At 67.5% G+C, this 12,555-nt stretch carries 10 protein-coding genes and 1 pseudogene; 8 read left to right on the forward strand and 3 right to left on the reverse strand.

Going from position 1 to position 12,555, the window contains the following annotated elements; all coding sequences use genetic code 11:
• Positions 1 to 157: 157 nt before the first annotated feature.
• The 3 genes from AZG88_RS28985 to AZG88_RS28995 form a co-directional block, all read right to left on the reverse strand.
• Positions 158 to 1,156 carry a substrate-binding domain-containing protein gene (locus AZG88_RS28985; protein ID WP_005248139.1) on the reverse strand — a complete coding sequence of 333 codons (999 nt, stop codon included), beginning with the start codon at positions 1,154 to 1,156 and terminating at the stop codon, positions 158 to 160.
• 187 nt (positions 1,157 to 1,343) lie between these two features.
• Positions 1,344 to 2,705: an MFS transporter gene (locus AZG88_RS28990; protein ID WP_005248141.1), complete on the reverse strand. Its 1,362-nt coding sequence runs from the start codon at positions 2,703 to 2,705 to the stop codon at positions 1,344 to 1,346.
• 31 nt (positions 2,706 to 2,736) lie between these two features.
• Positions 2,737 to 3,474, reverse strand: coding sequence for a GntR family transcriptional regulator (locus tag AZG88_RS28995; RefSeq protein WP_005248143.1), 738 nt, complete (start codon positions 3,472 to 3,474; stop codon positions 2,737 to 2,739).
• A 202-nt stretch (positions 3,475 to 3,676) separates the two neighbouring features.
• Between AZG88_RS28995 and iolC the strand changes: the two genes are divergently transcribed.
• From iolC to mmsA, 8 genes and pseudogenes are all read left to right on the forward strand, one after another.
• Positions 3,677 to 4,666, forward strand: a complete 990-nt coding sequence (gene iolC, locus AZG88_RS29000) for a 5-dehydro-2-deoxygluconokinase (protein ID WP_005248145.1) — start codon at positions 3,677 to 3,679, stop codon at positions 4,664 to 4,666.
• The gene (locus tag AZG88_RS29005) at positions 4,659 to 5,558 is read left to right on the forward strand and encodes a Cgl0159 family (beta/alpha)8-fold protein (RefSeq protein ID WP_005248147.1); all 900 of its coding nucleotides are present in this window, start codon (positions 4,659 to 4,661) and stop codon (positions 5,556 to 5,558) included. The genes iolC and AZG88_RS29005 overlap by 8 nt, the downstream gene beginning before the upstream one ends.
• Before the next feature lie 21 nt (positions 5,559 to 5,579).
• On the forward strand, positions 5,580 to 6,476 hold the full coding sequence (gene iolB, locus AZG88_RS29010; protein WP_061699864.1) for a 5-deoxy-glucuronate isomerase: 897 nt from the start codon (positions 5,580 to 5,582) through the stop codon (positions 6,474 to 6,476).
• A gap of 2 nt (positions 6,477 to 6,478) precedes the next feature.
• Positions 6,479 to 8,431, forward strand: coding sequence for a 3D-(3,5/4)-trihydroxycyclohexane-1,2-dione acylhydrolase (decyclizing) (gene iolD / locus AZG88_RS29015; protein WP_061699866.1), 1,953 nt, complete (start codon positions 6,479 to 6,481; stop codon positions 8,429 to 8,431).
• 35 nt (positions 8,432 to 8,466) lie between these two features.
• Positions 8,467 to 9,372 carry a sugar phosphate isomerase/epimerase family protein gene (locus tag AZG88_RS29020; protein ID WP_005248152.1) on the forward strand — a complete coding sequence of 302 codons (906 nt, stop codon included), beginning with the start codon at positions 8,467 to 8,469 and terminating at the stop codon, positions 9,370 to 9,372.
• Between the two features lie 26 nt (positions 9,373 to 9,398).
• On the forward strand, positions 9,399 to 10,466 hold the full coding sequence (locus AZG88_RS29025) for a Gfo/Idh/MocA family protein (protein WP_061043235.1): 1,068 nt from the start codon (positions 9,399 to 9,401) through the stop codon (positions 10,464 to 10,466).
• A gap of 5 nt (positions 10,467 to 10,471) precedes the next feature.
• Positions 10,472 to 11,344, forward strand: a complete 873-nt coding sequence (locus AZG88_RS29030) for a sugar phosphate isomerase/epimerase family protein (protein WP_061699865.1) — start codon at positions 10,472 to 10,474, stop codon at positions 11,342 to 11,344.
• An 11-nt stretch (positions 11,345 to 11,355) separates the two neighbouring features.
• Positions 11,356 to 12,555, forward strand: a pseudogene (gene mmsA / locus AZG88_RS29035) (CoA-acylating methylmalonate-semialdehyde dehydrogenase); the annotation flags it as partial.

Raw genomic sequence — 12,555 nt, forward strand, 5'->3', positions numbered from 1 at the left:
TGTGTGGACATGACTTTCCTCTCCGCGCCGGTGGATCTCAGCGTTGTGCGGTGCCGGCCGGTCGTGCGGCCGGGTCGATGGTGACGGTGACGGTGTGTGCATGAGATGGACCCACCGGGGTCCGGATCGTGTGCCCTGACATGTGATCGACCGCCGATCAGCGGGTGCCGGCCTTGGCGTACTCGGCGACCTTCTCGATGTTGGACTTGTCGATGAACGACGGCCCGGTCAGCGTGGGCCCGCCGCCGCCGATGACGTTGCCGTTGTTCAGGTAGAGCCACAGCGAATCGATGGCCAGGTAGCCCTGCAGGTACGGCTGCTGGTCGATGGCCCATTGCACGCTGCCGTCGGTTATGGCGTCGACAAGTGCCGCGTTGGTGTCGAACGTGTAGACCTTGGCCGGGCTGCCCGCGTTACCGACCGATTGCACGGCAGTGAGGGCGATCGGTGCGCCGAGCGCGAGCACACCGTCGATGGACGGGTCCTGCTGGAGCTTGGCGGCGATCGTCGAGTTCACCGACGGCATGTCCTCACCGTTCACGTTGAGTGTCTCGAACGTGCCGCGGAAGGTCTGCTTGGCACCGGCGCAACGGGATTCGAGCTGGATCTGGCCCTGCTGCTGGATGACGCAGATGACGTGCTTGGCGCCGTCCTCGTTCAGCCGGTTCCCCGCGGCCTGGCCGGCGATGGTCTCGTCCTGCCCGAAGTACTGGGTGACCCCCATGTCCTTCCAGGCTCCGTATCCGGCGTTGAACGCGGAGATCGGGATGCCCGCGTCCTGCGCGCTCTTGACGGCGGGCGCCATCGCCTCGGGGGTGGCGAGGGTGAGCGCGAGCCCGTCGACCTTCGAGTCGATGGCCGTCTGCACGAGGTTGGCCTGATTGGGGGCCTGCGGATCGGACGAGTACTTCAGTTCGACGTTGTCCTTGTCTGCGGCGTCCTGCGCGCCCGTGCGGATCAGGTCCCAGAAGGTGTCGCCCGGTGCCGCGTGCGTGACCATTGCGATCGTGATGCGCGGGGTGTCGGCGGTGCCCGCGCCGATCCCGGACCCGCTGCTGTCCGGTTTGCCTCCGGTGCTCGAGCACGCCGCGAGGCTCATCACCAAGGCACTCGCGCAGGCCAGTACCGCCACGCGACGCCGGTTGGGGAAGTTCATCTGCTTTTCCTCTCGGGGGGACGAACGGCCCGGTGACGTCTTGGCCGTGTGCCTTAGATGTAATACGCGTCACACCCGAAAGTCAATAGTTTGTCTGGACATTAGGACCACATATCAAATGATCGGACATGAGTGTCCCGCAGACGGCCCGGAAATCGAGCAGATGCGTGGGCGGGTGCGGGCGCGCTCAGCGCGTGACCGCTGCCCCCGCGTCGCGCGGCAGACGCAGGGTGTCGACCACCGTGCACAGCATCAGCAGGCCCAAAAGGACGAAGGTCCAGGAATATTCGGACCCGAACCCGTGCTCGGACGACGTCGCCAACGGCGTGAACGCAGTGAGGGCGAGCGCTGCGACCGCGATCCCGAGACCGGCCGCCAGTTCCTGCACGGCGGCGTTGAGGGTGTTCGCGTGCGTGAGGTCGGCACGATCGACGTCGGAGAACGCGAGACTGTTGTACGCGGTGAATCCGACCGAGCGCAGGGCTCCGCTCACGAAGAGGACCCCCGCGATGACCGGCATCGGGGTCGACGAGCTCAGGGCGGCGAGCAGCCCGAAGCAGCCGACGGACAGCAGGGCGTTGACCAGCAGGATCGGCCTGATCCCGAAGCGCCGCATCAGCGGCGTCGTACAGGGCTTGATGGCAATGTTGCCGGCGAACAGCGCCGCGACGAGCAGACCCGCGAGGAACGGCGTCCAGCCGAAGCCGAGTTGGAACTGCAGTGGCAGCAGGAACGGCACTGCCGTGACGATGAGGCGGTAGAGCGACCCCCCGGTGACGGTGGTCCGCAGCGTCCGGACGCGCAGCACGCGGAAGTCGACGAGCGGATGGGGAGTGCGGGCGAGATGGCGCACCGAGGCCGCCAGCAGAACGACCGCGACCACTCCCCCGATCGCGACCCGCCGCCAGTCCGTGCCCGTCACGCGGATGCTCTCCAGCGCGATCAGGGCTGCCGCGATCCCCGTTCCGACCCCGAGGAGGCCCCGCCAGTCCAGCCTGCTCGTCGACCGCGAACCCGCCCCGTGAACCAGCTTCAGGGACAGCAGGATTCCGAGGACGCCGATGGGAATGTTGATGACGAAGATCCATCGCCACGAGCCGACGGTGGCGATCGCACCGCCGAGCAGGGGCGCGATGACGGGCGCTGCGAGCGCGGGCCACGTGAGCAGGGCTATCGCGCGGACGAGGTCACTCTTCGTGCTCGACCGCAGCACCGCGAGGCGCCCGACCGGCACCATCATGGCGCCGCCGACTCCCTGCAGCACCCGCATCGCGACGAGCATCGGCAACGACACGCTCGCCGCGCACCCGATGGACGCCAGCGTGAACACGGCGATGGCGGCCACGAACACGCGGCGGGTCCCGAACCGGTCGGCCACCCACCCGCTCGCGGGGATGAGAACGGCGACCGTCACCAGGTAGGCGGAGATCGCGATGTTGACGTCGACTGCGTCGACACCGAAGGACTCGGCGATCAGCGGGACGGCAGGCGCGATGATGGTGGCGTCGAGAATCTCCATGAAGAGGGCACCTGCCACCAGCAGGGCCATTCCGCGGGGGAACGACGTCGCGCGCGCGGTTCTAGCGATCGACAACGGTCGTGTCGAAGTAGTACCGCGACGCGCGGTAGCAGTGGCTGCCGAACTCGACGGCGCTTCCCGAGTCGTCGAACGCGGTCCGGCTCATCGTCAGCAGCGGTGCCCCGGTCTTCTCGTCGAGCAGCGACGCCTCCGCCTTGCTCGCCGCTTTCGCGCCGATGCGCTGCCGGGCGAGACGGATGTGCACGCCGCGAGCCCGGAGTGCGTGGTAGAGGCCGTGCGCCTCCAGCTCCTCAGGGTCCGGCGCGAGGTCCACCGGGATGTGGTTGGTCATCAGCGCCAGCGGTTCGCCGTTGGTGCTGCGGAGCCGCCGGATGGACGCGACCTCGGCGCCGGGCTGCAGGTTCAGTTCGGCGGCGACGTCTTCGGCCGGCACGGATACCTGGTAATCGAGGAGCTTGGTGGTCGGGCTCTGCCCCGCCCGCGCGAGGTCGTCGAAGAGGCTGGTGAGTTCGACCGGCCGGTGCACGGCGCTCTGCACCACCTGCGTTCCGACACCGCGTTTGCGGACGAGCAGCCCCTTGTCGACGAGCTCCTGGATGGCGCGGCGGGTGGTGGGACGGGACAGGTTGAGCCGCTTGGCGAGCGCCAGTTCGTTCTCGAAGCGGTCACCGGGAGCGAGTTCCCCGCCGATGATCGCGTTCTCGATCGTCTGCGCGAGCTGGAAATACAGCGGAACCGGGCTCGATCGGTCGAGCTCGACTGCGAGTGGTGCACCCACTGACAACTCCGATCCTCGTGCGCGGGGCGACGTCGCCGTCGCCGATCTTTCCGGCAGTGTATGCGAACACTAACACCAGATTGACTTCAAGTAATAATGTCAGGACAAAGTCTTGACAGGAGCCGGTGATGTGGAGCACAGTTTCCATCAGACCTCGGCGCCCTGCGCAGACCACCCACAACGACCTATTCGGGAGTCAGCCTTGACCACCATCCAGACGCACACCAACCGGAACGGATTGGACGTCCTCGCCATCGGGCGCTGCGGTGTGGACATCTACCCGTTGCAGACCGGAGTCGGCCTCGAACACGTCGAGACGTTCGGCAAGTTCCTCGGCGGAAGCGCGGCCAACGTCACCGTCGCCGCCGCCCGCCTCGGCTGCCGCAGCGCGCTCATCTCGGGCGTCGGCAACGACCCGTTCGGACGCTTCGTCCGCACGGCACTCACCGACCTCGGCGTCGACAACCGCTACGTCGGCATCGACACCGAGCACCCGACGCCCGTCACGTTCTGTGAGATCTTCCCGCCGGACGACTTTCCGCTGTACTTCTACCGCAAACCTGTCGCCCCGGACCTGCAGGTGACGCCGGCGGACATCGATCTCGACGCGGTCCGCGACGCGAAGCTGTACTGGTCGACCGTCACCGGGCTGTCCGAAGAGCCCAGCCGCAGCGCGCATTTCGCAGCCTGGGAGGCCCGCGGACGTCGCACCCACACCGTCCTCGATCTCGACTACCGCCCGATGTTCTGGTCCTCCCCCGCCGACGCCACCGCTCAGGTGCAGCGGGCCCTCCAGCACGTCACCGTCGCGGTCGGCAACCGTGAGGAATGCGAGATCGCGGTCGGCGAGTCCAACGCACACAAGGCCGCGGACGCCCTGCTCGATCTCGGCGTCGAACTGGCCATCGTCAAACAGGGCCCCAAAGGGGTCCTCGGGAAGACACGCACCCAGAGCATCACGGTGCCCCCGAACGACGTCCAGGTTGTCAACGGGCTCGGTGCCGGCGACAGCTTCGGCGGCACGCTGTGCCACGGCCTGCTCGCCGGGTGGCCGCTCGAGAAGATCCTGCGCTACGCCAACGCCGCGGGGGCGATCGTCGCCTCCCGGCTCGAATGCTCCACCGCGATGCCGACGGCCGACGAGGTCCGGGCGCTCGCCGATTCCACCACTTCGGAGGCTGTCAATGTCTGAAACTCTCGCTCACCGCGCAGTCTGCACGTCCTACGCCGACGTCACCGAGGTACGCGCGAACGACCCGGCCGCCATCGACCGCGCTTGGGCGACCCGGATCGCCCGGCCCACGGTCCGCGGTAACGGCCGGCTCATGATCGTCGCCGCCGACCACCCCGCCCGCGGTGCACTCTCGGTCGGCGACCGTCCGACCGCGATGAACAGTCGCACCGACCTCCTCGACCGCCTCCGCACCGCCCTGCGCAACCCCGGCGTGGACGGCGTGCTCGCCACCGCCGACATCCTCGACGATCTGGTGCTGCTCGGCGCGCTCGACGACAAGGTGGTCATCTCGTCGATGAACCGCGGCGGCCTGGCCGGCGCCAGTTTCGAACTCGACGACCGGATGACCGGCTACACCGCGGCCGGCACCGCGAAGGCCGGCATGAACGGCGGAAAGATGCTGTGCCGCATCGATCTCGACGATCCCGGCACGCTCTCCACCCTCACCGCGTGCGCCCAGGCGGTCGATGCGCTGGCCGAGGCCGGACTGATGGCCATGGTGGAACCGTTCCTGTCGCGACGGGTCGACGGCAAGGTCAAGAACGATCTCAGCGCCGACGCCGTGATCAAGTCGATCCACATCAGCCAGGGTCTGGGCTCCACGTCCGCCTACACCTGGATGAAGCTTCCGGTGGTCGACGAGATGGAACGCGTCATGGACGCGACGACGCTTCCGACGCTGCTGCTCGGCGGAGACCCGCAGACAGCCCCCGAGGAAACGTTCGCGAGCTGGGCCAAGGCCCTCGCGCTGCCGTCGGTCCGCGGCCTGATCGTCGGACGCACCCTGCTGTACCCGCGGGACGAGGACGTCGCCGCCGCGGTCGACACCGCCGTATCCCTCGTTCACTGACGCACGCCGGAGAGGCCCACGATGAACAGCAAGTACTACGTGCCGGTCGGTTCCGCGGCCACCGGACCGTTCGACCTCGAGGTCACCCCCGAATCGGCGGGCTGGACCGAATCGAGCCTTCGGGTGCTCACCCTGGCCCCCGGCGGCTCGGCCGAACTCGCGTCCGGTGACGACGAGATCATCGTCGTGCCACTGGCCGGGTCCGCGGCGGTGTCGAGCGAGGGCACCGAGTTCGCCCTCACCGGACGGCGCTCCGTGTTCGACGGACCGAGCGACTTCGCCTACGTGGGACGGGATTCGGCCTACACGGTGACGAGCGCGACCGGTGGACGATTCGCCCTGTGCGGGGCCCGCGCGCAGCAGAAGTTCCCGTTCCGGTACGTCCCGGCAGCCGACATCTCCGTCGAACTGCGCGGCGCGGGCAACTGCAGCCGCCAGGTGCACAACTTCGGCACCGCCGATCGCTTCGAGGCCGATTCGATCATCGCGTGCGAGGTCATCACTCCCGGTGGCAACTGGTCGTCGTACCCGAGCCACAAACACGACGAGAACAGCGACGTCGAGTCGCAGCTCGAGGAGATCTACTACTTCGAGATCGCCGAAGCCAATGCCACCACAGTGGATTTCGGCGGAACCGGATTCGGATACCATCGCGTGTACGGCACTCCCGAGCGGCCCATCGAGGTACTCGAGGAAGTGCGCTCCGGCGACGTGGTCCTCGTGCCGCACGGGTACCACGGACCGTCGATCGCCGCCCCCGGACATCACATGTACTACCTGAACGTCATGGCCGGGCCGGGCGAAGGCCGCGTCTGGAACATCTGCGACGACCCGGCCCACACCTGGCTGCGCGGCAGCTGGGAACACCAGACCGTCGATCCCCGCCTCCCCCTCCACGCACCGTCCGAAGGAGCATGACCGTGGTGTCCACCGCGCCGATGTCGGCGAGTAAGAACCCCAACGCCGAGGGCACCGTCCACCTCACGGTGGCTCAGGCGACCATCCGATTCCTCGCCAACCAGTACGTCGAGCGGGACGGCGAACGCACCAAGTTCTTCGCCGGCTGCTTCGGCATCTTCGGCCACGGCAACGTCGCCGGACTCGGCCAGGCACTGCTGCAGGCCGAGATCGACGCCGTCGAATCCGGTACCGAATCCGAACTGCCGTACGTCCTCGGGCGCAACGAGCAGGCGATGGTGCACAGCGCAGTCGCGTACGCACGCCAGAAGGATCGCCTGCAGACGTGGGTGGTGTCGGCCAGCGTCGGCCCCGGCTCGACCAACATGTTGACCGGCGCGGCGCTCGCGACCATCAACCGGCTGCCCGTCCTGCTCCTGCCTGCCGACACGTTCGCCACCCGCGCGAGCGCACCGGTGTTGCAGGAACTCGAACTGCCGTCGAGCGGTGACGTCACCGTCAACGACGCGTTCAAACCGCTGTCGCGCTACTTCGACCGCGTGTGGCGGCCGGAGCAGTTGCCTTCGGCACTGCTCGGCGCGATGCGCGTGCTGACCGACCCCGTCGAGACGGGTGCGGCCACCGTCGCCATCCCGCAGGACGTGCAGGCGGAAGCGTTCGACTGGCCGGAGTCACTGTTCGCCGAGCGCACGTGGCACCTGGCCCGGCCGCTCCCCGAGAAGTCGGTGATCGCGCGGGCCGCGGACGTGATCCGGTCGGCGAAGAAGCCGCTGATCGTCGCAGGCGGCGGCCTGATCTACTCCGGCGCCACCGAGGCACTGGCCTCGTTCGCCGAGACGACCGGCATTCCGGTCGGCCAGAGTCAGGCCGGCAAGGGCTCACTGCCCTACGACCACCCGCAGTCGGTCGGCGCGATCGGCTCGACCGGCACCACGGCGGCCAACGCTCTCGCCACCGAGGCCGACGTGATCATCGGCATCGGCACCCGCTACAGCGACTTCACCACGGCCTCGCGCACCGCGTTCAACAACCCCGACGTGCGGTTCGTCAACATCAACGTCGCGTCGATCGACTCAGTGAAGCAGGGCGGCGTCAGCGTCGTCGCAGACGCCCGCGAGGCACTGGAGGCGCTCACCGCGGCACTGGGCGACTACCATGTTTCCGACCAGTATCGCTCGCGCACAGCCGAACTCGCAGCACACTGGGAGTCCACCGTCGACTCGGTCTACAAGATCGACGACGACTCGCTCGGACTGAACCAGAATCAGGTCATCGGACTCGCCAACACCCTGTCCGATCCGCGCGACGTCGTCGTGTGCGCCGCCGGTTCCATGCCCGGCGACCTGCACAAACTGTGGCGCACCCGCGACTCCAAGGGCTATCACGTCGAATACGGCTTCTCGTGCATGGGCTACGAGATCGCCGGCGGCATCGGCGCCAAGATGGCCTGCCCCGACCGCGACGTGTTCATCATGGTCGGCGACGGCTCGTACCTGATGATGGCCACCGAACTCGTCACGGCCGTGCAGGAGAACGTCAAGGTCATCGTGGTCCTCGTGCAGAATCACGGCTTCGCGTCCATCGGATCGCTGTCGGAGTCGCTCGGCTCCCAGCGGTTCGGCACCGATTACCGCTACCGGGGCGACTCCGGCCGGCTCGACGGCGACATCCTGCCCGTCGACCTGGCGGCCAACGCCGCGAGCCTCGGCGCCGACGTGATCCGCGCGAACACGGCCGCCGAGTTCACCGACGCCGTCAAGGTGGCGAAGGCCAGCGACAACACCACCGTCATCCACGTCGAGACGGACCCGCGAATCGCGGCCCCGGACAGCGAATCCTGGTGGGACGTCCCGGTCAGCGAGACCAGCACCCTCGACTCCACCCGGACCGCCTACGAGACGTACGCGCAGTGGAAGAAGATCCAGCGCCCGTTCCTGCGCCCGTCCGGCAACTGACACCCCCCGACACACTTTCTCGAAAGGATTTCCCGATGAGCGTCATTCGCGTCGGATCCGCCCCCGACTCCTGGGGCGTCTGGTTCCCGGAAGACCCGCAGCAGACCCCGTACGGGCGGTTCCTCGACGAGGTCTCGGCATCCGGTTACGAGTGGATCGAGCTGGGGCCGTACGGCTACCTGCCGACCGATCCGCAGCAGCTCCGTGACGAACTCGCGGCCCACAATCTGAAACTGTCGGCCGGCACCGTGTTCGAGCACCTCCACCAGGACGACTCCTGGGATGCCGTGTGGACCCAGATCGAGGACGTCGCGAAGCTGACCGCCGCCGTCGGCGGCAAGCACGTGGTCGTGATCCCGGAGATGTGGCGCGACCCGAGCAGCGGCGAGGTGCTCGAGGACCGCAATCTCACCGCGGAGCAGTGGAAGAAGAAGACCGGCGGCATGAACGAGCTGGGCAAGAAGATGTTCGAGAAGTACGGAGTGAAAGCGCAGTACCACCCGCACGCGGACAGCCACGTCGACACCGAGGAGAACGTGTACCGCTTCCTCGACGGCACCGACAGCGAGTACGTGAACCTGTGCCTCGACACCGGCCACATCAGCTACTGCGGCGGCGACAACCTCGCGATCATCGAGCGCGCTCCCGAGCGAATCGGCTACCTGCACCTCAAGCAGGTCGATCCCGAGGTCCGCGCCAAGGTCGAGGCCGAAGACCTGCCGTTCGGCGAGGCCGTCAAGCTCGGCGCGATGATCGAGCCGCCGCTCGGCATCCCCGACCTGCCGCCGCTGCTCGCCGCGATCGAGAAGCTCGACATCGACGTGTTCGCGATCGTCGAGCAGGATCTCTACCCCTGCGCCGTGGACGTTCCGCTGCCGATCGCCCAGCGCACCCGTAAGTACCTGGGGTCCTGCGGGATCCCGTCCGTCAAGTTCGTCTAACCGACCACGTCAGGAGCTAGTCAGCTATGTCCGGAAGCAACGACCTGCGCATCGCCGTCCTGGGTGTCGGAATGATGGGCGCCGACCACGTCGCACGCATCACCGAGCGCATCAAGGGCGCGACCGTCGCCGTCGTCAACGACTACTTCGTCGAGAAGGCCGAGCAGATCGCGGCCGGGATCCCCGGCTGCCGGGTGATCGGCGACCCGCTCGACGCGATCGCCGACCCGGGTGTCGACGCCGTCGTCCTGGCCACCCCCGGCCCGACCCACGAGAAGCAGCTCCTCGCCTGCCTCGAGCACGGCAAGCCGGTGATGTGCGAGAAGCCGCTGACCACCGACGTCGCCACGTCCCTCGAGATCGTCAAGCGCGAAGCCGAGCTCGGTAGGAAGCTGATCCAGGTCGGCTTCATGCGACGTTTCGACCACGAGTACGAGCAGCTGAAGTCGCTCATCGACGACGGCACGTTCGGGCAGGTGCTCCTCGCCCACTGCGTGCACCGCAACCCCGCCGTGCCGCCGAGCTTCGACAGCTCGATGATCGTCAAGGACTCGCTGGTCCACGAGGTGGACGTGACCCGATTTCTGTTCGACGAGGAGATCACCTCGGTACAGATCCTCCGGCCCGCCGCGAACCCCGGTGCGCCCGAGGGACTTCAGGATCCTCAGATCGCGTTCTTCACCACCGAGTCCGGTCGCCACGTGGACGTCGAGGTCTTCGTGACCACCGGTGTCGCCTACGAGGTGCGAACCGAGATCGTCGCCGAGAAGGGTTCGGCGTTCATCGGGCTCGATGTCGGGCTCGTCCGCAAGTACGGCACCGGCGCGGGCGACGGCCGCTCGGGCGCCGGAGCGTGGGGCGGGGAGATCACCCCGTCGTTCAAGGAACGCTTCGGCCAGGCCTACGACGTCGAGATCCAGCGCTGGGTGAACGCCGCCCGCACGGGTGCGGAGACCGGCCGCTACGTCGACGGACCCGGTGCGTGGGACGGCTATGCCGCCGCCGCCGTGTGCGCCGCCGGCGTGCAGTCGCTCGAGACCGGCGAGCGCGTGGCCGTCGACATGGTCGACCGTTCCTCCATTCCGGGAGCCTGATCACGATGAAGATTGCACTCGATCCCACCCCGTTCCACCACGACTACTCGCTCCTCGAACTGCCGGCCGTGGTTGCCGAGCTCGGCTTCGAACACCTGCAGCTCACCCCGCATCGCGACATGATCCCGTTCTTCAACCACCCGAAGGCCGACGACGAGCTGGTCCGGCAGTTCCGCAAGTCCTGCAGCGACGCGGGCGTCGGAATCGCCTCCGTGTTGCCGGTCCTGCGGTGGTCCGGCCCGGACGAGGACGCCCGCGAGGCGGCGGTGCGGTACTGGAAGCGCGCCATTCAGATCACCGTCGACCTCGGTGTGAACGTGATGAACACCGAGTTCAGCGGTCGCCCGGAGAAGGCCGAGGAATCGGAGCGCGCCTTCTACCGGTCGATGGAGGAACTCGTCCCCATCATCGAGCGTGAAGGCATCGACGTTCGCATCGACCCGCACCCCGACGATTTCGTGGAGAACGGTCTGGACGCCGTCCGGATGATCCGCGGCATCAACTCGAAGAACTTCGGACTGGTGTACGTCGCGTGCCACTCGTACCACATGGGCGCCGGCATGCTCGAGATCATGCGCGCGGCCGGCGACATGCTGCGGCTCGTCCACATCGCGGACACGATGGATCACCACCGCTCCCACGGACTGCGGTACATCACCAACCCGCCCGGAAACCCGGTGCGTGTGCACCAGCACCTCAAGATCGGCGACGGCGACCTCGACTGGGACGAGTTCTTCGGCGGGCTCGGCGAACTCGGCTTCTACGACAAACCCGACACGGTGATGGTGTCCAGCGTTTTCGCCGAAGACGAGAACGCTCACGACGTCTCCCGCTACCAACTGAAGACCATGAAGGATTACATCGCGCGCACGCGGTGAAAGGACAACACATGAGCACCAACATCACTCGCGAGATCGCACACTGGTCCGACGGCAAGCCGTTTGCCGGTACCAGCGGCAACACCGCCCCGGTCACCAACCCCGCCACCGGTGCCGTCACCGGCAAGGTCGCCCTCGCCAGCGTCGAGGACGCCCGCGCCGTCATCGACGCCGCAGCGGCCGCGTTCCCCGCCTGGCGCGACACCTCCCTCGCCAAGCGTTCCGCGATCGTGTTCAAGTTCCGAGAACTGCTCAACGAGCGCAAGGGTGAACTCGCGGAGATCATCACCTCCGAACACGGCAAGGTCGTCTCCGACGCATTGGGTGAGGTCAGCCGCGGCCAGGAAGTCGTCGAATTCGCCTGCGGCATGCCCCACCTGCTCAAGGGCGGCATGACCGAAAACGCCTCCACCAACGTCGACGTCTCCTCCCTCCGCCAGCCCGTCGGCCCGGTCGGCATCATCTCCCCGTTCAACTAACACCGTCGTCCTCAAGCCCAGCGAGAAGGACCCGACCGCCGCGATCTGGATGGCCGAACTCTGGGCCGAGGCCGGCCTCCCGGCCGGGGTGTTCAACGTCCTCCAGGGCGACAAGACCGCCGTCGACGAACTCCTCACGAACCCGGCGATCAAGGCCATCAGCTTCGTCGGGTCCACCCCCATCGCGCAGTACGTCTACGCCACCGGCACCGCCCACGGCAAACGCGTCCAGGCACTGGGCGGGGCGAAGAACCACGCCATCGTCCTGCCCGACGCCGACCTCGACCTGGCCGCCGATGCCATGGTCAACGCCGGCTTCGGGTCCGCCGGCGAACGCTGCATGGCGATCTCCGTCCTGGTCGCGGTCGGCGACATCGCCGACGAACTGGTCGCCAAGATCAAGGAGCGCACCGACACGTTGAAGATCGGCGACGGCACCCGCGACTCCGACATGGGACCGCTGGTGACCAAGGTGCACCGCGACAAGGTCGCCTCCTACATCGACGCCGGCGAAAACGACGGGGCCACCATCGTCGTCGACGGCCGCACCGTGCAGGCCGATGGCGGTAAGGACGGGTTCTGGCTCGGCCCGACCCTGATCGACCACGTCACCACCGACATGAGCGTGTACACCGACGAAATCTTCGGACCCGTCCTCTCCGTCATCCGCGTCGACTCCTACGACGAGGCCCTGGAACTGGTGAACTCCAGCCAATTCGGCAACGGCACCGC

The sequence above is a fragment of the Rhodococcus sp. LB1 genome, from assembly GCF_001583455.1.
GTDB classification, from domain to species: Bacteria; Actinomycetota; Actinomycetes; order Mycobacteriales; family Mycobacteriaceae; genus Rhodococcus_F; species Rhodococcus_F opacus.